Raw genomic sequence first — 21,155 nt, forward strand, 5'->3', positions numbered from 1 at the left:
CTGCCTCCCTTAACAGGGGATTGCAGGAGCCTTTTATTTAGGAGGATAACCCCTATGAAAATGAACGTTCGATGGAATTTAGGAATCGTGAGTATTTGCACGGCGCTTGTACTAACCTCAAGCTGCGGATGGTCGGGAAAAGGAAACTCTGCCAGCTCATCGCCAAGCACCTCATCTACAGCATCGGAAAGTCCGTCAACCTCTTCTGAGCCGTCGGCGTCCAGTCCTGAGGCTTCCCCAACCGCGTCCGCCTCTCCTACTTCCACTTCAATGCCAACGGAGTCGGAAACAGATACGGATGAAATTACCCGGATCATTAACGATATGACGTTGGAAGAAAAAGTCGGGCAAATGATACTGGCGGGTATCGACGGCACTTCCATTAATCAAGCGACCAAGAAGATGATTGCTAATCAGCACGTGGGCGGCATTATTATGTATAAAAATAATTTCTCCGATATCCGCGGCTCCGTCCAATTGGTTAATGATTTGAAAAAAGCTAATAAAAACAATCCTGTCCCTCTGTTCATGAGCGTCGATCAGGAAGGCGGAAAAGTTAGCCGTCTGCCGAAGGATTTCGTTGCCATACCGGACAATGCCAAGGTAGGTCGTTCCGGCGAAGCGGAACTCGCAAAGGAGATGGGCTCTTTGATCTCTAAGGAGCTGCGGATTATGGGCTTTAACGTCGACTTTGCGCCTGTTCTAGACATCAATAGCAATCCGAACAATCCGGTTATCGGCAATCGCTCGTTCGGCAACAATGCCAAACTCGTAACGAAGATGGGCATTGCAGAGATGAATGGGCTGCGCGATGGTGGGACCATTGCCGTCGTCAAGCATTTCCCTGGTCATGGGGATACGTCTGTCGATTCTCATCTGGATTTACCCGTCGTTCGCAAAACGACCGAGCAGTTGGAAGCCATGGAATGGATTCCTTTCCGAGCAGCTGTTGAAGCTAAGGCGGATGCCGTTATGGTAGCGCATATCCTTTTCCCTCTGATTGACGACAAGGCACCTGCATCATTTTCCAAAGTCATTATTGGAGAACAGCTTCGCGGGACGCTTGGATACAACGGCGTTGTCATCACCGACGACATGACCATGGGCGCCATTGCCAAAAATTATGGAATAGAGGATGCAGCCGTCTTATCCGTTGATGCGGGCAGCGACATCTTGCTTATCGCCCACGGATACGATACGGAGAAGAAGGTGTACGACAGACTGCTTCAAAGCGTAAAGTCCGGAAAAATTCAAGAATCCCGAATCGACGAGAGCGTACGCCGGATACTCGCCTTGAAGCTTAAATACAAATTGTCGGACAAACCCGTCCCAACTCCGAAATTAGCAGATCTACCCAATGAAGCGATCCGTCATTGGCTCGATAAATTATAGAACGCTAAGCTCGTGCCCCCTTACCGCGTCGGCTACTGTCTGGCCATTATCCCCGTCGATCAGGTTCGTGCGCGTTTCCCCGTCGTTTGCTGTCTATCCATTATCCCCGTCGTTCAGTCCTAATCCAGATTTTATCGTAATCAAGATTAAGTCGGACTGAGCATACGGGATAATGGTCATAGAAGTTAGCATGGGTACGACTCACTGAACGAGCGGTATAATGGGACGTACTACCGGACTTCGACTTTCCCTTTACGATAAATCAAAGTCCCGATAGCAAATGCTGCAGCTCCCCATAAAGCCAACACGCCAATTCCCGTCCAGAACTCGCTTGTCGCAATCCCGCTGCCATAAACCATCCCGTCCCTCATTCCATTCACGAAGTAGGTCAAAGGGAGCGCATGAGTAACCGGCTGCAACCATTCCGGCAATCCGCTCGTTGCGAAGAATATCCCGCTTAGGAACATCATCAGAAAGCTGGCAATGTTGGCCATTCCCATATACGCCTCCAATGACTTGCTGAAGGAGGAGAACAGGTAGCCGATAGCATTAAACGAAAGTGCTCCGATGAAGAAGGCAACAATTAATGTCGGGAAATCCAGATGCAGATTAGCGCCGAAGCCAAATACTCCGATCGCGGCCAGGATGACGATCTGCACGATTCCCAACACGAATCTCACCATCATTCCGGCCAAGCCGAACAGTCCCATTTTCACCGGAGTCATCCTTAAGCGCTTCAGCAACCCTTTGCGTCGCATTTCCACCATATCTACCAGGCCGAACAGGCCGCCCTGAGCTACCGACAACGCAATCATTCCTGTCAGCAGAAAATCGACATAGCTTAAATCTTCGCTCCCGTTAGATACGGAATTCATATCGAGTTTGAAAGTAGGCTGCACGCCAGCAACTTCAAAATTCGTTTGTTGGATGAATTGATCCAAGATGCCGCCTATCGCTTGAGTTGTCGCGTTTTTCTCATTCTCTTTGTTAACGACGAGCTGCAACGCTTTGTTATTTTCCGACTCGGGAAGGATAATAACGGCGTCTACGTCCTTGTCTTTAATCCAAGTATCCGCTTGCTCCTTGCTGACCGGCTGTTCCGACTTCCACTCGAATACGGACACTTGACGCAAGTGGGTTTCCAGCATATCGGAAGTGGCATTGGATTGCTGCTTTACGACGGCGATCTTGGCTTTAAATTCTCCGCTGCCGCCGCCACCGAAAATAACCATGAACAATGCCATCAGAATAATCGGGAAAAAGAGATTCCAAAACCAAACCTGCTTCTCGCGAAACATCATTTTGATTTGCGCGCCGAACAATTTGTTCAATTGCTTACCGTTACTCACCTTAGTCCCTCCACTCTTTGCCCGTAAAGGCAATAAATACGTCCTCAAGGCTCATTTCTCTTATGGACACCTGTTCGACCCGGTAACCCCGTTCCTTGGTGAAGCCGAACAATCCGTATAACGTTTCCTCCGGCTGGATCGACCAGAGCTTTAATGCCGCGCCTTCCCGGGTTGTGCGAACGACCGTCGGCTGAGTTTGGGCAAGCTTTTCCGTCTCGCTTGCAGCTTCTTCCCCGTCCAGGAAAGATAGTCGAACTTCCCGTTCCTTGGTCAATCTGTCAATAAGCGCGGCAGGCGTGTCGAGCGAGACGATTCGGCCTTGATCGACAATGCAAACCCGATCGCTTAATTTCTCAGCTTCTTCCATATAATGCGTTGTCAATATCGTCGTTTTGCCAAGTTGCTTGAGCTTCAGCACGATGTCCCAAATGTTGCGGCGCGCTTGCGGATCTAATCCCGTCGTTGGCTCATCGAGGAAAATAATGCTCGGATCGCTGATCATCGCCAATCCGATGGCAAGCCGCTGTCTTTGTCCGCCGGATAGAGATTTCACCCTCTTGTCGCGATGATCTAATAGGTTAATCATCTCGAGCACTTCTGAAGCTTGCTTCGGCCGCGGGTAGAAAGAGGCGAATAAATCCAAATTTTCTTCCACGGTCAGAAGTTCAAACAACGCGCTCGATTGCGGCTGCACCCCGATCTTAATTTTTATTTTTTCCGCGTCCCTGTCCCAGCTCAGCCCGTCTATCGCAATCGTTCCGGCATCCGGCGATTGTAAGCCTTCGATCATTTCCAATGTCGTCGTTTTGCCTGCCCCGTTCGGTCCAATGATCGTAAACACCTCGCCGGTTTCCACGGCAAAGCTGATTTCTTCGACAGCGGTAACTGATCCGAACGACTTACGTAACCCTTTTACTTCTAAAATAGGCATGAATCCCTCTCCTTCATTTTCCAATTTCACTAAGTTAGTACCATTGTATCCTAGACCGCAGACTGTCATCGACGGTCTTAGGCATGCTTTTGCCATCGGTCTTAAGACGGAGTAAATCCAAAATTTTCTTGAATATTACAAAAATAGAGGTTATACTCCATTTGGTTTCATAAATCATCTTTTTTTAATAGGAGAGAGATCAATTTGTCGAAAGTGTTAAGAATGAGAGGGGTCACGGCTGCGTTCGTACTCGCTATCGCATTGTCAATGCCTATATCCGTGTATGCGGAAGGCACAGAGACTGCAGAGCCCCGATACGATTGGGTAGAAGGCACCGGGCAATCCGTTCAAATCGGTTCGGTAGCCGACCTAGCGTTGGACCCTGCCATGCTTTATTTGGATGCGGACAATACAAGACGGTTCCTCGACGAGAATGGCAATATCTCTTCGGATAGCGACATTGCCTCCGTGTTTCCGGCCGATTCGGATTGGAGCGTCTACTTTCAATATTTTGAAGAAGGGCACGTTGCGGATGACGAGAAAAACGATATCGACGCCGATGCTCTCTTGCAAAGTTATAAAGACGGGACGGAAGAACAGAATAAGAAACTCGAAGACCCTGCCGATCATCTTTTCGTAGAAGGCTGGGAGAAGGCACCGGAGTATGACGAGACGCGGCGGGCGTTAACTTGGACTTTAAGGATGCATGACGGCAATAACGAGCCTCTTGTTAACCAGAACGTGCGAGTATTAACGAGAGAGGGTTACATGTCTGTCATCTTGGTCACAGACCCCGCCCAACTGCAAGCGGACGCCGCGGCTATGAACGAACTAGTACTCAAAAAATTTACGGTCAAATCGGGACAGCGATATGAGGATTTCAACGAATCCACCGATAAGAAAGCCAGTTACGGATTAACCGGTCTCATCTTAGGCGGTGCTGGTCTTCTCGTCGCTAAGAAAGCCGGGTTGATCGCATTGATCGTCGTACTAGCCAAGAAGTTCGGCATCGTGATCGTTGCAGCCATTGCCGGCTTATGGCGTTATCTGAGGGGTAAATCGAAGAAGAACGATTCGGAGCCCACGGCCATCGCTCATGAACAACCGGTAGATCCTTCCTCTCCTACTGAATTGAACCGTAGTTAGAATGGATTCCTATATGAAATAAGGTTGTCCCGCTAGGTGAGAACACCGGTGGGACAACCTTATTTTTATTGCATGGAACCTAATACATCAATTTTTCGAAAAATAACTGCTTGCGCGTATTCGCTCCTTCATCAAACGTTCCTGTTCGAGCTCATGAGCGATTTCATCCTGAATTCTTGTCGAACATTTACTGCACATTGTGCCTCTGCGGATCGGTCCGGCACATACATCGCATTCATCCGCTAAATTCGGGTAATCGAAGAGCTTAATTTTCCCTCTGCGGATGAACGACAAAATTTTCTCCCGAGGAATGTCGGCTGTTTCGGCAAGTTCTTTAACGTTCAACTGACGATTGCGCATCAGCAATTTCTCTAAAGCTTTAATATAAGTATCTTCTTCGGCAGAGCAGTTCGCGCATAAGCCCCGCATGTTCATCTGAAAAATTTTCCCGCAGCTATTACAATGGGCAACTTTTAGTTCATTCGACATAATCAGACCTCTTTTATATGGTGCTAATGAACCAATATTAGCATAGGTCTATCGGAATTTCACCACTATTTTCCGAAAGTTTGCGGATTTTCTCGCCAGGATTGCAGCAATTTCACATCATCATCGCTGATTGTGCCCATACGGCGAGCTTCCTCTACCAAAGCGGTATAATTCGATAAAGTTTGCAGTTCGATACCCTCTTCGCGGAAAGCTTCTTCGGCCAACGCGAATTGGTAGGTAAAAATCGCGAGCACGCTTTGCACGTCGCCGCCCGCTTCGATGACGGCGAGAGCGGCTTTGAGCGAGCTGCCGCCAGTGGAGATCAAGTCTTCGATGACTACGACCTTCTGCCCGTCCTTGATCACCCCTTCGATCAGGTTCTGCTTACCATGACCTTTCGCTTTATCGCGAATGTAAGCCATAGGCAAGTTCAGCTTCTGCGCGACCCAAGCCGCATGTGGAATACCCGCCGTTGCCGTGCCTGCGATGACTTCTGTGTCTGGAAAATGCGTACGGATCAACGTCGCGAATCCTTCGGCGATTTGATCGCGAATAGCCGGAAAGCTCATCGTTAAGCGATTGTCGCAATAGATGGGAGAGATGATTCCCGAAGTCCAGGTGAAAGGCTCGTTAGGCCTTAAGTTCACCGCGCCAATCTCAAGAAGGTTGCTGGCAATCGTTGCCGGTAATTGCTCTAAAGGTACACTGCTCATTATTCAGTCATCTCCTTCAAAATGTTGTCCAGCGCTTCGGCAGGATTCGTTGCTGCGTTTATCGGTCGGCCGATGACGAGATAGTCGGTACCGGCTATGACGGCATCCCGCGGTGTCATGATGCGTGACTGGTCACCGACATCGGCGCCCCTCGGGCGAATTCCCGGAGTTACTGTGATGAAATCCGAACCGCAGGCGGCTTTGATCTCGGCTACTTCGAGCGGAGAGGCAACGACGCCTTGAAGACCCGCTTGGCGAGCTAGTCGTGCGTAGCGCACAACGGCATCCTCCACTTGCCCGGCAATGCCGATTTCATTATTCAGCACGTCTTGGCTTGTGCTTGTCAACTGCGTGACAGCGATGACGATCGGAGCATGCTCGGCATCACCCGAAGCAACGCCCTCCCTCACGCCTTCGGCAGCTGCGCTCATCATTGCAATACCGCCTGCTGCGTGCACATTAAACAAGTCTACCCCAAGTCGCGTGATGCTGCGTGCACCCCCGCGAACCGTATTCGGAATATCGTGCATCTTTAAGTCCAGGAAAACACGGAATCCCCGCGATTTCAGCTCCCTAACGATGGAAGGTCCGGCCGCGTAGAACAGCTCCATCCCTACCTTCACCCAACAGCCTTTTCCATGCAATTGATCGGCTAACGTTAATGCCGCTGCAGCATCGGGTTTATCGAGAGCGACCATCACCCTGCTCGCGGCTTCATTCAGCGTTAGTGCTGCCATTCGTGAACCCCTCCCTATCGACTCAACGTTCATGCAGAAGCCCGATCCCCTCATTAGTTCGGGAGGACCGGGCACTCTTCTGAATTTATTCTTGGAAAGCCGGCATCGGTTCGCTGGAGAATCTAAGCGCCTGCAGCATGTTAAGCAACGCGCTTACCGTATCTAGCGAAGTTAAGCAGACGATACCGTTCTCGACCGCTTCGCGGCGAATACGGAACCCGTCGCGCTCGGGCGCCTTACCCTTGGTCAGCGTATTGACGACGAACTGCGCTTGGCCCGTGCGGATCAAATCCACGATATTCGGCGAGCCATCGGAAAGCTTGTTCACGCGACGTACTTTAAGCCCCGCTGCTTCTATAGCGTCAGCGGTTCCGCCGGTAGCGATGAGCTTGTATCCGAGATTGTAGAAGCCCTTCAGAATCTCGATCGCGTCTCCCTTGTCCTTATCGGCGACAGTAGCGATAATAGCGCCCGAGGTCGGGATTTTCATGCCTGAGCCGATCAGACCTTTGTACAAAGCTTTTGCAAAATTCCGATCGCGTCCCATGACCTCCCCTGTCGACTTCATCTCCGGAGTCAGCGTAGGGTCAACGCGGCGCAGCTTAGCGAAGGAGAATACCGGTACTTTCACCGAGATGAACTCATCTTCCGGCCACAAGCCTTCTTGGTAGCCGAGCTCTGTCAGCTTCTTGCCAAGGATCGCTTGCGTAGCAAGGTTAGCCATTGGAATGCGAGTAACTTTGCTTAAGAAGGGAACCGTACGGGATGAACGTGGATTCACTTCGATCACGTAAACCTTTTCTTGCCAGACTACGAATTGGATATTCACAAGTCCGATCGTTTTTAATTCTTTGGCGATCTTGATCGTAATATCTATCGCTTGCTGTTTAATATCATCCGAGAGCGATTGCGGAGGGTACACCGCGATGGAATCGCCCGAATGGACGCCCGCGCGCTCAACATGCTCCATGATACCCGGGATAAGCACCGTCTCGCCGTCGCAAATCGCATCAACTTCGATTTCTTTACCGAGCATGTAGCGGTCTATAAGCACCGGATGCTCTGGGTTTACTTTTACGGCAATTTCCATATAAGCAAGCAACTCTTCATCGGAATATACGATTTCCATCGCGCGTCCGCCAAGTACGTAGGAAGGACGAACAAGTACCGGATAACCTAGCTCCTGCGCGGCTCCTACCGCTTCGTCCACCGAAATTACCGTGGTGCCCTTCGGCTGAGGAACATTCAATTTGCTGAGCAATGCTTCGAACTTCTTGCGGTTCTCGGCCTCGTCGATGCTTTCGAGCGATGTACCGAGAATGCGTACGCCTGCTTTGGCAAGCGGTGCCGCCAGGTTGATCGCGGTTTGACCGCCGAATTGCACGATGACGCCGATTGGCTTCTCTTGCTCGATGACGTTCATGACATCCTCGAAGAAAAGCGGCTCGAAGTACAAGCGATCCGATGTGCTGAAATCGGTGGAAACCGTCTCCGGGTTGTTATTGATAATGACCGCTTCATACCCCGCATTGCGAATGGCCCATACAGCATGAACGGTGGAGTAATCAAATTCGATTCCTTGGCCGATCCGGATCGGTCCGGATCCGAGCACGATGATTTTCTCCTTCGCGCTTGGAATAACTTCGTTCTCCGTCTCGTAGGTGGAGTAGTAATAAGGCGTCGTCGCCTCAAACTCCGCTGCGCAAGTATCAACCATTTTGTATACCGGTTTAATCCCTTGCTCGAGACGGTGCGCTCTTACATCTAATTCCTTAGTCAATGCGCTGCCCGGGTGGCCTTCGCTCCGAAGTTCGGCGATTGCGCGATCCGTGAAGCCATTGCGTTTCGCTGCAAGCAAAGTCTGAGGATTAAGCGCAGGCTCGCGGCGGATAACGTCTTCGAACTGCACGATACGTTCGATCTTGTCCAGGAACCACCAATCGATATTCGTAAGGTCTTGAATGTGCTGGAGCGTCCAACCGCGGCGGAATGCTTCGGCCACTAGGAAGAGGCGCTCATCGTCCGGTTTCACAAGGCGGGTAGTCAGCACATCGTTGGCAAGCTCTTCCGCACCTTTGAGATAAAGGCGATGTACGCCGATTTCGAGCGAGCGGACCGCTTTCTGAATCGACTCCTCGAACGTGCGGCCGATCGCCATTACTTCGCCGGTCGCTTTCATCTGAGTGCCGAGCTTACGGTTCGCCGAGGTGAATTTATCGAACGGCCACCGCGGTATTTTCGCCACGATGTAGTCTAACGTAGGCTCGAAGCAAGCATAGGTTTGCCCGGTAACCGGGTTAATTATTTCATCGAGCGTGTAACCGACAGCAATCTTCGCCGCCATCTTAGCGATCGGATAACCGGTCGCTTTGGAAGCAAGCGCCGAGGAACGGCTAACGCGCGGGTTAACTTCGATAACATAATACTGATAGCTCTGCGGGTCCAGCGCGAATTGTACGTTACATCCGCCTTCGATATTGAGGGCGCGAATGATCTTAAGCGAAGCCGAGCGAAGCATCTGGTATTCACGGTCGGACAACGTTTGGCTTGGCGCCACGACAATGCTGTCTCCGGTGTGGACGCCGACCGGATCGAAGTTCTCCATATTGCAGACGACGATACAGTTATCGTTAGCGTCGCGCATAACTTCATATTCGACTTCCTTAAGGCCCGCGATCGAATTCTCGATCAAACATTGGCCGATAGGGCTGTAGCGAATTCCGTTCGTAACGGTCTCGCGCAGCTCTTCTTCGTTGGCCGCGATACCGCCGCCCGTTCCGCCTAGCGTATATGCCGGACGTACAATGACGGGATATCCGAGTCCGCTGGCGAAGTCAACCGCAGCTTCGACCGTCGTCACGATTACGCTCTCCGGTACAGGCTGTTCCAGTTCCCGCATCAAGTCGCGGAACAAGTCGCGGTCTTCCGCACGTTCGATAGCATTCAGCTGTGTGCCGAGAAGTTTCACGTTCTCTTGCTCGAGCACTCCCGCACGGGCTAATTCAACCGCCATATTAAGTCCGGTTTGCCCGCCGAGCGTCGGCAGCAATCCATCCGGACGTTCTTGGCGGATGATCTGGGATACGAACTCCAGGTTAATCGGTTCGATATATACTTTATCCGCGATATTCGTATCCGTCATAATCGTAGCCGGATTGCTGTTGATCAGAATAACTTCAATGCCTTCTTCCTTTAACGCTTGGCAAGCTTGCGTACCGGCATAATCGAATTCCGCCGCTTGTCCGATGACGATAGGGCCTGAGCCGATTACGAGTATTTTCTTGAGGTCCTTATTTCTGGGCATACTGCAGCTCTCCTCTCAGCGTCTCCGACAATTGCGCCTGGCGCGGACGTTCAGGGTTGGCGATCTTATTGTCCCGGATCAATTCCAGGAAGCGGTCGAACAGGTAACTGGAGTCATAAGGACCCGGAGCCGCTTCGGGGTGGTATTGCACCGAAAAGGCAGGGTAGCGCTTATGCTTCAATCCTTCGATCGTTTTGTCGTTGTTGTTGATATGTGTGACTTCTAGCTCGGTACCGGCTACGGACTCTTCCTTAACCGTATAGCCATGGTTCTGGGAAGTGATGAAGCAACGTCCGGATTCGAGCTCCTTAACCGGATGATTGCCGCCGCGATGGCCGAATTTGAGTTTATCGGTATCCGCTCCGCAAGCGAGCGCGAACAGTTGATGGCCGAGGCAAATGCCGAAGATCGGGAACTCGCCGAGCAGTTGGCGAATCGTTTCCACCGCGTGCGGCACGTCCTTCGGATCCCCAGGACCATTTGAAAGCTGGATGCCGTCGGGGTGCAAACGGCGGATTTCGTCAGCTGTCGCGTCTTGAGGCACAACGACAACGTCGCAGCCGCGTTTGGTCAACTCGCGCAGGATGCCGCTTTTCGCGCCATAATCGACTAATACGATGCGTTCTTTTTCTCCAGGGCTGGAAAATACGCTTTTGGTCGAAGTCCGTGCCACTTGATCGCGCAAGAGCGAAGCCGTTCCAAGGCGTTCCTTCAGCTCTTCGACGCGCTCGCTGCCGGTCGTCAAAATCCCTTTCATCGTACCGTGCTGACGCAATATGCGAGTAAGCATGCGCGTATCGATGTCACTGATACCGACAATGCCGTATTCTTTAAGTAATTGATCGATTGTATATTGCGCCCTCCAATTGCTTGGCACCGTTTCATGGCGACGAACCACGAAACCGTGAATGTAGGGACGAATGCTTTCGAAATCGTCGCGGTTAATGCCATAGTTTCCGATGAGAGGGAAAGTCATGGTCACGATTTGCCCGCAATAGGAAGGATCGGACAACACTTCCTGATAACCCGTAATCCCGGTGTTAAACACCACTTCGCCGACGGAACCGCCCTCGGCGCCGAATCCTTGCCCCGTGAACAACGTGCCGTCTTCCAACAATAATCTAGCTTGCATCCCAATCACTCCTTAGCGGTTGATGCCGTTCTCTTCTGTCCATACAACTTTACCGTTAACAATTGTCAATGCAGGCCAGCCATACAATTTCCAACCCGTGAAGGGGGTATTGCGGCCTTTCGTGAGGAACGCGGCAGGGTCGACCTCCCGTTCGTTCTCTAGATCGATTAGGATCAAGTCAGCCGGTGCGCCGACTGCCATCGTTCCGTATGGCAGACCGAACACGCGTGCCGGATCGCTAGTCATTCGGCGAAGCAGAAATTCGAGGCTCCAGCGTCCCGTGCGGACGAACTTCGTATAGAGCAGCGGAAACGCGGTCTCAAAGCCGACGATTCCGAACGGTGCCCTCGCCATGCCCCGTGCCTTCTCTTCTTCGCTGTGGGGAGCATGGTCTGTCACGATAATATCGATCGTGCCGTCTTCAATCCCTTGGATGCAAGCTTCCACGTCCTTAGGCGTCCGGAGGGGCGGGTTCATTTTCCAATTGGCATCCATGCTGTCCGGAATGTGTTCGTCCGAGAGCAGCAAATGATGCGGGCACACTTCCGAAGTGACTCTGACTCCGACCGACTTGCCTAAACGGATCAGTCTTACGGATTGCTCCGTGCTGACGTGGCAAATGTGATAATGTACGCCCGTCGCTTCGGAGAGTAGAATATCCCGACCGACGTGGATCGCTTCGGATTCGTTCGGAATGCCCTTAAGTCCGTGCTTGCGCGCGAACGCGCCTTCCGAGACCGCCGCGCCTTCAACGAGCGTATCGTCTTCGCAGTGTGCGATAATCGGCATATCGAGCGACTTGGCCAGCGTCATCGCGTCTTTCATCATTTGCGCATTTTGCACGCCGACGCCGTCATCCGTGAAGCCGATCGCTCCCGCTTCCTTCAGGGCCGCGAAATCCGTCAACTCGCGTCCTAGCTCGTTTTTCGTAATCGCTGCATAGGGGAGAACCCTAACGACGCCCTCCGTTGCCGCTTTATCTAAGACCAAATGGATTGTTTCCGGGGTATCCATGACCGGCCGCGTGTTAGGCATAGGCGCTATAACCGTGAAGCCGCCTTTGGCTGCCGACTCCGTGCCGCTCGCTATCGTTTCTTTATACTCAAAACCGGGCTCGCGCAGATGGACGTGCATATCGATGAAACCCGGAGAAATCAGCTTTCCTTTGGCATCGATCAATTCGGCGCGGGTCGTATCAGGCAGGGCCGAACCGTCTCGCCATTCAGCGATCAAACCATTTTCTAATCGAACATGCTTGATCTCCATTTCGCCCGTTTCCATGCTAAGCGTCTTTGCATTGATAATCCATGTAACCATTTTATAGCGCCTCCTCTACCGTTGGGTTTGCCGACGTTATCGTCCGACTTCCGCTTCGCGCGGGTGCAAGATCGTGACGCAATCGCTCTCGTCGATCTCGCTTAACGATACGTCAATCTGTTCATGCCGAGAGGTCGGCACATTTTTGCCTACGTAATCGGGACGAATCGGCAGCTCGCGATGCCCTCTGTCGACCAGTACCGCCAGTTGGATCGATTGGGGTCTTCCGCAATCCATTAAAGCGTCCAAAGCCGCACGAATCGTTCGTCCGGTATAGAGCACGTCGTCGACAAGGATGATTCGCTTATCTTTTACCAAAAGCGACAATTCCCCATCGGGCGTGCTCCTCTTAGCTTCAACCGTATAGGGACGATCATCGCGATACCCCGTAATATCCAGCTCTCCGACCGCAATCGGATGGCCTTCGATATCGAGGATGCGCTCCGCTACGCGATGTGCGAGGTAGACGCCTCTTGTGCGTATGCCGATGAGTACGCAGCCTTGAATTCCTTTGTTCTTCTCGACCATCTCGTGGGCAATCCGGGTAAGCGCCCGCCGTATGGCGGATTCATCCATGATGACGCGGGAGTCTGACAAATCGATCCCTCCTTCACACGGTAATTGCACATAAAAAACCTCCTTGCGTCTTACGCAAGGAGGATTCAGTCAGATGAGGATATCCGCGGGTTCGCACAACCTGTCCGCGCTGCAGTTTAACTGCAGGACAAGTCGGGTCAGATAACCCTGGATATATGTCAACTCTGCGCCACCTTGCCAGTCTCTCAGGACTGAGTTAAAGGTACCCGTTCATTAACAATGATTATCCCATGTTCGACAGGAAGTGTCAAGGAAATCCGGCTCATTAAAATTCAAATTGTACGTCCGTCAGACGGCGTTTGATTTCATCGATTACGCGCGCTTCTTCCGCCTCGCCTTGAGCAATGAACGTAACGGAAAAACGTACGAACTTGCCCGCGTCTTCCCATGGCACGGTGGAAATGAGCTTCTCGCGAATGAGATACTGGGAGAAATCTTCCGCCGACTCGAAACGCTGTCCGCCAACGATTCCTTTAGGAGCTTCCACGTATAGGAAGAAAGAACCTTTCGGTTTCTCCGCGCGGAAGCCGATCTCGTTCAGCGCCGCTACTAACATGTTGTGACGGCGGGAATACTTGGCCGAAATCGCTTCGGTAATGGCAGGATTATCGAGTCCGTAGGCAGCCGCCTTCTGAATGGCGATGAACTGGCCGGAATCGCTATTATCCTTAACGTCGCCGAAAGCTTTCACGATCAGCGGGTTGCCGGCGATAAATCCGATCCGCCAGCCCGTCATGTTGAAAGATTTCGAAAGGGAGTGCAATTCCACGCCTACGTCTTTCGCGCCGGGCACCGACAAGAAGCTGAACGGCTTCACGCCATCGTAGGTGAGAGCAGCGTAAGGTGCATCGTGAACGACGACTACATTGTATTTTTTCGCCCAAGCGATTACCTTCTCGAAAAATTCCACCGTCGCCGCAGCGCCAGTCGGGTTATTCGGATAGTTCAGGTATAACAGCTTAGCGCGCTTGGCAATGTCTTCGGGAATAGCGTCAATATCGGGCAGGAAGTTGTTTTCCTTCGTCAGCTTGATATTATAAACTTCTCCGCCTAAGTATTTGGTATGAGTACCCATTACCGGATAACCGGGAACGGTCATGATCGTTACGTCGCCCGGATTGATAAAAACGGCAGGCAACATCGCAAGTGCCGGTTTCGCGCCGATCGTGTGCAGCACCTCGGTGTCGGCATCGATTCCATCGACGGAAAATACATTTTTCAAATATCTAGCCGCAGCTGCTTTGAACTCGGGAATTCCGTTGTCGGCATAGCCGCGGTTTTCGGGCTTGGCCGCTTCTTCGGCAAGCTTGGCCACGATGCCGGCATCAGCCATTTCGTCGGGTTCGCCTACACCCATGTCGATCAATTCAACGTCGGGATGCGCTTTTTTCGCGGCAGCCTTCGCTCTCTTGATTTTCTCGAATTTATAAATGTTCGTATCCTTACCGTAGTTGGATCCGCCAATGCGGCTTGCGAATTGCTCTTGAATGAATGTTGCTTGGTATTGTTCCACGCTCACGTTCCGACACTCCTTAAAAGTCCAATAGTTTACACTACTATGCCTCATCCGGAAGAAAATCGGAATGGACTATTACGCAGATCATTTGCAGAAATCGCCGCCCTCATATTTTACGATATCTTTATCGGGTTAGCGGGTTCTAAGTATAGTTAACGAATGGTCCATGTCCGTTGGAATCGGCACCGTGAACTCCAAATATTGCCCTGTCCGAGGATGATTAAATCCAAGTATCCCCGCGTGCAAGGCTTGCCCTTTCATGCCCAACGTACGGCCGCTCTTCCCGCCGTATACCGGATCTCCCACCAGGGGAAAGCCAATGTATTTCATGTGAACGCGGATTTGATGCGTCCGGCCGGTTTCCAGCTTTAGTTCAAGCAGCGTATACTCATCAAACCGCTCGATTACCGCAAAATGAGTGACGGAATGTTTGCTGTTCTTTTCCGTTACGACATAAAGCTTGCGGTCGTGGTTCGCCCGCCCGATTGGTGCGTCTATCGTCCCTTTGTCATGTTGCATGACTCCGTATACAAGCGCTGAATAACGGCGGTTCACCGTGTGTTCTTTAAGCTGCTCCGCTAAAGAAGCGTGCGCCAAATCATTCTTAGCGATCATAAGCAATCCGGAGGTGTCTTTATCGATCCGGTGCACGATCCCCGGCCTCATTACGCCGTTGATACCGGATAAATCCTTGCAATGATACAGCAAAGCGTTAACGACCGTGCCGTTAGGATGTCCAGCAGCCGGATGTACGACCATTCCGCGCGGCTTATTAATGACGATGACATCGCCGTCTTCGTAAACAACATCCAAAGGAATGTTTTCCGGCTGCGCTTCCAGCGGCTCGGCTTCTGGCAAAATCACGCGGATACTGTCGCCGCTCGTTATTTTCGTGTTGGCTTTGACCTCATGTCCGTTGACGCTGACAGCGCCGATGCGGATCCATTCCTGCACTTGGGAACGGGATACCGACTGCTCTGCCATTACTTCGGCAATATGCTTGTCCGCCCGTTCACCCGAATGCTGCTCCTCGGCTTTCCACTCTATTGGGCTGTTAGAGCTTTCTTCGCTCGTTTCCAAATCCAAATCCAAATCTTCAGACGATTGGTTGTTCTTCGGGTTGTTTTCCATTGTCATGCGGTTTATTCTCCTGTTTCATGGTCAGCAGCGCATCCAATATCACTAACGCAACGCCGCCGCAAATGGCGGAATCCGCAAGATTAAATATCGGGAAGGTATACGTACCAAAATTAAATTGCAGAAAATCAACAACTTCGCCAAATAACGCACGATCGAGAAAATTACCGACCGCTCCGCCCAATATCACCGATAAAGCAAAAAGCAGCAGGCCGCTTCCCGTACGATAAGAACGGTGCAAATACCAGAGAATTCCTACGACTACGACAATGGTAACGATCAGAAAAAACAAACGCTGCTCCTGAAGCATACCAAATGCCGCTCCCCTGTTGCGAATGTGCGTGATGATGAAGAAATCTCCTAGAACCGGTATCCTCTCGGTATCGAGCTCTACCGTGCGGGAAATTATTTTCTTGCTCACGAAATCGATCAGAAACACGACAACTGCCACCACATAATATGCCCAAACCGGCCAAATACGACGTTTCATCGGCTTTATTCCGCCCTTCATCTGTTCTCCTGCGTGTTGATTTTATCACATTGCGCTTAGGAGCGTCCATGAAGAGCAAGTAAATACCGACAAAACCTCCATACTTGCCCGCTTCATTCCGTACGTAAAACCAACCAAATTCGAGAAAACTACAGTCAGTCAGAAGATGAAGGGAGTGGACATCTTGACTGCTCAGTTAGATCAAGACAAAATCCAGGCTCTCAGGCGGCGATTGCTGCAAGAGCGCAGCGAACTAGAACAACGAGTGCAAGGAAACAGCCATTTTGGTCTAGCCGCGTCCTACCGCGATTCTACAGGCGAGCTTTCCGCCATTGACAATCATCCCGCGGACGCAGGGACGGAGATGTTCGAACGCGGTAAAGACATCGCCTTATTGGAAAAGGAAGCTTTCCGTCTCGAGCGTGTAGATGCTGCATTGGCGCGGATGGATACAGGCGAATACGGTCACTGCGTTACATGCGGCAAATTTATTCCTCTCGAAAGACTGAATGCTCTACCTACGGCGATCTATTGCGTGGAGCATGAGCCAAGGCAGGAGCCGTCGAACCATCGACCGGCGGAAGAAGATTTTCTGTACCCGGCCTTTGGTCGCACCAGCTTTGACGAACGAGAGGATGAGACCGAATTTGACGGCGAGGACGCTTGGCAAATCGTCGAGTCATGGGGCAGCTCCAACAGCCCCGCTATGGCAGAAGGCAATAACATTGACGATTATGAATCCATGAGCATTGAGGCCAACGAGAACGAAGGTTTCGTCGAACCCCTTGAAAGCTTTCTGGCCACGGACATAACCGGCCACAACGTAACCGTCGTACGCAACCGCGCCTACCATCAATACATGGCCAACAACGAAGGCGACCACCTTCTCGAGCCCGACGAGCTTGCGGACGAACGGTAGGAAATATGTGCGCGTTAGTTGTTTATGGTCCTCAATAATTTTGAATGTGAATTGAGTCTGCCGGAACAAATGTATCTCTCGGAAGAGTTTACGTCCGCCTCTGGGAGCCCATTGCCACCTTGTAATCTCATCAGGGCAATGGGCGGACAGCAAGCGGCTGGAGAGAGGTACATTTGTGTAGGCACGGCTCTTTATCACATTCTAATACGGATTAATCTGCAGCTGACGCTGAACGATCCGAACGATATCCGCAATATAATCCCCCACGATAGGCAAATTCAGCGCACCGAGAATTTGCAGCAAATATACGATGGTGGCCGCGAAAAAAGTAAAACCAAGCGCGATACCCACGCCTCGCGAAAGCCCGGAAATGAAATTTCTCCAAATAAGCTGCAACGGACGATGCATCAAATTTACGTATTCGCTCAATTGGGCCTTTTCCATGTCGATGGATAAACGCTCAAGTTTGTTCGCCAGAAAACCCAAAGTCCCTCGCAGCTCTTTCGCCTCTTCAGCTAGCGGCTTTGTCAATTCATCAGAAGCAGTACGAGAGGATGTCTTTACCTTAATCTGATTCGGTTTGCCATCCTTGGAACGATCGCTCATCGCCGTATCCCCTTCGGGCGTCCGATTTTATCCGACCGCCGAACGCAAAACGAGCCCTCCCCGCGGCAGGCCATTTACAGCTTGCCGGACGGGGACATGGAGCTCGTCTTATCGTTTTCCTTATTATGTTTAGCATGTTGCCTCGGTAATTATGCTTCCGTTCCGATGGATATGCCGATTGATTTCTCGCCAAGCTGAACGGTTTCCATATCTCCGGTCTGCCCGAAAGAAACCTGATTCACGAGTACGTTATCCTTCAGCACGTTATCAAAAGCACGCAAGGCGGCCTCCAATTCAGCGTCGACATCGAGCACCAAATTTACCCGTTTCTCGATTGGCAGATCGAGCTTCTTACGCGTATCCTGTACCGCCCGAATGACCTCGCGAACCCAACCTTCTTGTTCAAGCTCCGGCGTGATCTCGGTATTCAAAGCAACCGTCACTCCGCCGCCGGAAGCGGAAGCGAATCCTGTTTTCGCTTCCTTCTCGACTAGGAGCTCCTCTAAGGCTATCGGCAACGACTCGCCATCCGGCGAAACAAAGTCGTATTGTCCATTTTGAACGACCAGGCGCGTCTCGTCGCTCGAAAGTCCCTTCAGCGCATTTTGGATCGGACCGACGTTTTTGCCGTATTTTTTACCCGCGACTTTTAAGTTCAGCTTGAGGTTGAAATTAACGAACCCGCTGTCGTCGATCACGATCGTTATCGACTTCACGTTGATTTCATCCTTAATGATATCCTCGTACCCTGCCAGATCAAATTCACTGCTTAGGGATACCAACAATTCGGACAACGGTTGGCGAGTTTTGAGGCTGGCTTCGTTGCGGATATTGCGAGCCAACTCAACCATGTTCCGCGCGGATGCCATATCCCGCTCCAACTCCGTATCGATGACGGACGAATCCGCTTGCGGATAATCCGTCAGATGGACGCTTCCTTCCCCGCCTAAATTGCCGTAGATATCCTCGGAAACGAAAGGAACATAAGGGGCGATCAGCTTCGACAAGGTCACGAGCACCTCGCCAAGCGTCTGGTAAGCGGTCAGCTTGTTATTCGTTAGTCCGCTGCCCCAGAAACGATCCCGCGAACGGCGAACGTACCAGTTGGATAACTCGTCTACGAACGTTTCAATACCCTTGGCAGGGTTCAGGAAATCGTTAACTTCCAGGCCGCGCACGACGTCCCCGACTAAAGAATTCAACCGTGACAAAATCCACCGATCCAACTTATTGTCGGATTTGATCTTCGCATGCTCCGAAGCCACGTACCCGTCAATGGAAGCGTACAACGCATAGAATGCATGCGTATTAACTAGCGTATCCACCACTTTGGATTTTGCCTCGGCTACGATTCCTTTGGAGAACCGTTTGCTGTTCCAAGGCGCGCTGTCCGCCAGGAGGGCCCAACGAATCGCATCCGAACCGTACTCATTGATAACATCCCAAGGATCGATAACGTTACCCTTGGATTTGCTCATCTTCTGTCCGCTTTCGTCCAGAACGTGACCGGTGGAAATAACCGATTTATACGGTGCTTTGCCGTTGTATAGCGTCGATACCGCCAACAAACTGAAAAACCATCCACGCGTCTGATCAATTGCCTCGCATATAAAGTCCGCAGGATATTGCTCTTCGAATTTCTTTTCATCCCCGTAAGGATGGAAGTATTGCGCGAAAGGCATCGAGCCGCTGTCGAACCACACGTCGATAACTTCCGAAGCGCGGTTCATCACGCCCCCGCAACCGCAGCGAAGCTGAACGGCATCCACGTAAGGCTTGTGGAGCTCAATGTTTTCGGGCACGTCTCCGACAGCCAGCGTACGAAGCTCGGCAATGCTATGAGGCGCTTTCTCCGTGCCGCATGATTCGCAAGTCCATACGTTAAGCGGCGTTCCCCAGTAACGGTTGCGGCTGATATTCCAATCGACCAGATCCTCCAGGAACTTGCCGAACCGACCGTCGCGAAGGTGCTCCGGATACCACTGAATCGTTTTGTTGTTCTCGATCAGTTGGTCTTTGACTGCGGTTGTTTTGATGAACCAACTCTCCGTCGCGTAATAGAGCAGCGGCGATTTGCAGCGCCAACAGAACGGGTAACTGTGCTCGACCTTTTCCTTGTGATATAACAACCCCCGCTCGGACAGCATCTTCACAATGTCGATGTCGCAATCTTTAACGAAGCGGCCAGCTAAATCCGTCACTTCTGCGATATATCGCCCCGCGTTGTCAACGACCATCAGCATAGGGATATCGTGCTGGCGGGCAACCCGGTAATCATCTTCCCCGTGAGCCGGGGAGATATGGACGATACCCGTACCGCTGGCGTCGGTTACGTAATCCGCATCGATGACTCGATATGCGTTATCAACCTTTACGTATGGAAATAGCGGCTCGTAAGATAATCCTATCAGTTCCCGTCCCTTGACCGTGCTAAGCGTCTCGTATTCGCCCTTCATAACCTTCTCGGCCAATGCAGCAGCTACGATGTACACTTCGCCGTCATTACGAACCCGCACATACTCGAGATCGGGATTTACCGCTAAGGCAACGTTAGCAGGCAACGTCCAAGGTGTCGTTGTCCAAGCAAGAACATATTCGCCGCTTTCCTTAAGCTTGAATTTAGCCGTTGCCGTCAAATCTTTAACGTCTTCATAGCCTTGCGCCACCTCATGGGAGCTAAGCGTCGTCTGGCAGTCCGGGCAATAGGGACTTACCCGGTGACCGCGGTACAATAACCCCTTCTCATGGATGGTCGCAAGGATGTGCCATACGCTTTGGATGTAATTGTTGTCCAGCGTGATGTATGGATCGTCAAGATCCGTCCAATACGCGATCGCTTCAGTCAGTTCGCGCCATTGGCGTTCGTATTCGAACACGCTTTCCTTGCATTTTTTGATAAAAGGCTCTACGCCGTAGTTTTCGATTTCTTGCTTGCCGGATATGCCGAGTTGTTTCTCCACGCCCAGTTCGACAGGCAGGCCATGGGTATCCCATCCCGCTTTGCGGATGACGCGGTATCCCGACATCGTCTTGTGGCGGCTCACGAAATCTTTGATTACGCGGCCAAGCACGTGGCCGATATGCGGTTTGCCATTGGCCGTCGGCGGTCCTTCATAAAATACGAAATTCGGTTTCCCTTCACGGTTGTCAATCGATTTACGGAACGTATCCTCCTGCTTCCATTGCTGCAAAATACGCTGCTCACGGGATCGTGCCCGCTCTTTGACGTCGACTCTGTTCATGTTTTTTCGCTTCCTTTCTTCTAGGGCAAAATAAAAAACCCCATCCCTGGAAAGGGACGAGGTTAGCTCGCGTTACCACCCTTGTTCCGCCCTTATTCCCCATTTCGGAAACGTGACGGCAACTCACAACGCACAAGA

The 21,155-nt window shown here is 51.5% G+C and carries 17 protein-coding genes and 1 other annotated feature (1 of these 18 cut by a window edge); of the genes, 3 read left to right on the plus strand and 14 right to left on the minus strand.

What is annotated here, in order from left to right; genetic code table 11:
* The first annotated feature begins 54 nt into the window (after positions 1-54).
* Positions 55-1,392 carry a beta-N-acetylhexosaminidase gene (gene nagZ / locus K7P76_RS21570; RefSeq protein WP_232187383.1) on the plus strand — a complete coding sequence of 446 codons (1,338 nt, stop codon included), beginning with the start codon at positions 55-57 and terminating at the stop codon, positions 1,390-1,392.
* A gap of 230 nt (positions 1,393-1,622) precedes the next feature.
* Here nagZ and K7P76_RS21575 read toward each other — a convergent pair whose 3' ends face one another.
* The gene (locus K7P76_RS21575) at positions 1,623-2,741 is read right to left on the minus strand and encodes an ABC transporter permease (protein ID WP_232187384.1); all 1,119 of its coding nucleotides are present in this window, start codon (positions 2,739-2,741) and stop codon (positions 1,623-1,625) included.
* Between the two features lies 1 nt (position 2,742).
* Positions 2,743-3,672 (minus strand): ABC transporter ATP-binding protein, encoded by a 930-nt coding sequence (locus K7P76_RS21580; RefSeq protein WP_232187385.1) that lies wholly within the window; start codon positions 3,670-3,672, stop codon positions 2,743-2,745.
* Between the two features lie 213 nt (positions 3,673-3,885).
* Here K7P76_RS21580 and K7P76_RS21585 point away from each other — a divergent pair, with 213 nt between their 5' ends.
* On the plus strand, positions 3,886-4,818 hold the full coding sequence (locus tag K7P76_RS21585; protein ID WP_232187476.1) for a DUF2167 domain-containing protein: 933 nt from the start codon (positions 3,886-3,888) through the stop codon (positions 4,816-4,818).
* 87 nt (positions 4,819-4,905) lie between these two features.
* Here K7P76_RS21585 and K7P76_RS21590 read toward each other — a convergent pair whose 3' ends face one another.
* The 10 genes from K7P76_RS21590 to lspA form a co-directional block, all read right to left on the minus strand.
* Positions 4,906-5,307 (minus strand): hypothetical protein, encoded by a 402-nt coding sequence (locus K7P76_RS21590; protein ID WP_232187386.1) that lies wholly within the window; start codon positions 5,305-5,307, stop codon positions 4,906-4,908.
* A gap of 65 nt (positions 5,308-5,372) precedes the next feature.
* Complete coding sequence (gene pyrE, locus K7P76_RS21595; protein WP_232187387.1) at positions 5,373-6,020, minus strand: orotate phosphoribosyltransferase; 648 nt, start codon at positions 6,018-6,020, stop codon at positions 5,373-5,375.
* Positions 6,020-6,757, minus strand: a complete 738-nt coding sequence (gene pyrF, locus K7P76_RS21600) for an orotidine-5'-phosphate decarboxylase (protein ID WP_232187388.1) — start codon at positions 6,755-6,757, stop codon at positions 6,020-6,022. Before pyrF ends, pyrE begins: the two co-directional genes overlap by 1 nt.
* 85 nt (positions 6,758-6,842) lie before the next feature.
* Positions 6,843-10,061 (minus strand): carbamoyl-phosphate synthase large subunit, encoded by a 3,219-nt coding sequence (carB, locus tag K7P76_RS21605; RefSeq protein WP_232187389.1) that lies wholly within the window; start codon positions 10,059-10,061, stop codon positions 6,843-6,845.
* Positions 10,048-11,193, minus strand: a complete 1,146-nt coding sequence (gene carA / locus K7P76_RS21610) for a glutamine-hydrolyzing carbamoyl-phosphate synthase small subunit (RefSeq protein WP_232187390.1) — start codon at positions 11,191-11,193, stop codon at positions 10,048-10,050. Before carA ends, carB begins: the two co-directional genes overlap by 14 nt.
* Positions 11,194-11,205: 12 nt before the next feature.
* Entirely contained in the window at positions 11,206-12,510 is a 1,305-nt protein-coding gene (gene pyrC / locus K7P76_RS21615; RefSeq protein ID WP_232187391.1) for a dihydroorotase, read from the minus strand.
* Between the two features lie 36 nt (positions 12,511-12,546).
* Positions 12,547-13,086, minus strand: coding sequence for a bifunctional pyr operon transcriptional regulator/uracil phosphoribosyltransferase PyrR (gene pyrR / locus K7P76_RS21620; RefSeq protein ID WP_373692458.1), 540 nt, complete (start codon positions 13,084-13,086; stop codon positions 12,547-12,549).
* A 286-nt stretch (positions 13,087-13,372) separates the two neighbouring features.
* Positions 13,373-14,626: an LL-diaminopimelate aminotransferase gene (locus K7P76_RS21625; protein ID WP_232187393.1), complete on the minus strand. Its 1,254-nt coding sequence runs from the start codon at positions 14,624-14,626 to the stop codon at positions 13,373-13,375.
* Between the two features lie 129 nt (positions 14,627-14,755).
* Positions 14,756-15,760 carry an RluA family pseudouridine synthase gene (locus K7P76_RS21630; RefSeq protein ID WP_232187394.1) on the minus strand — a complete coding sequence of 335 codons (1,005 nt, stop codon included), beginning with the start codon at positions 15,758-15,760 and terminating at the stop codon, positions 14,756-14,758.
* Complete coding sequence (lspA, locus tag K7P76_RS21635; RefSeq protein ID WP_232187395.1) at positions 15,720-16,250, minus strand: signal peptidase II; 531 nt, start codon at positions 16,248-16,250, stop codon at positions 15,720-15,722. The genes K7P76_RS21630 and lspA overlap by 41 nt, the downstream gene beginning before the upstream one ends.
* 166 nt (positions 16,251-16,416) lie before the next feature.
* Here lspA and K7P76_RS21640 point away from each other — a divergent pair, with 166 nt between their 5' ends.
* Positions 16,417-17,169 (plus strand): TraR/DksA C4-type zinc finger protein, encoded by a 753-nt coding sequence (locus K7P76_RS21640; protein ID WP_232187396.1) that lies wholly within the window; start codon positions 16,417-16,419, stop codon positions 17,167-17,169.
* A gap of 201 nt (positions 17,170-17,370) precedes the next feature.
* On the opposite strand, the gene K7P76_RS21645 is transcribed toward K7P76_RS21640, so the two are convergent.
* Together K7P76_RS21645 and ileS are read right to left on the minus strand one after the other, a co-directional pair.
* Positions 17,371-17,775: a DUF5665 domain-containing protein gene (locus tag K7P76_RS21645; protein ID WP_232187397.1), complete on the minus strand. Its 405-nt coding sequence runs from the start codon at positions 17,773-17,775 to the stop codon at positions 17,371-17,373.
* A 149-nt stretch (positions 17,776-17,924) separates the two neighbouring features.
* Positions 17,925-21,017 carry an isoleucine--tRNA ligase gene (gene ileS, locus K7P76_RS21650; RefSeq protein WP_232187398.1) on the minus strand — a complete coding sequence of 1,031 codons (3,093 nt, stop codon included), beginning with the start codon at positions 21,015-21,017 and terminating at the stop codon, positions 17,925-17,927.
* A 49-nt stretch (positions 21,018-21,066) separates the two neighbouring features.
* Positions 21,067-21,155, minus strand: a binding site (T-box leader) (it continues 214 nt past the right edge of the window).

The sequence above is a fragment of the Cohnella silvisoli genome, from assembly GCF_021190915.1.
GTDB classification, from domain to species: domain Bacteria; phylum Bacillota; class Bacilli; order Paenibacillales; family Paenibacillaceae; genus Cohnella; species Cohnella silvisoli.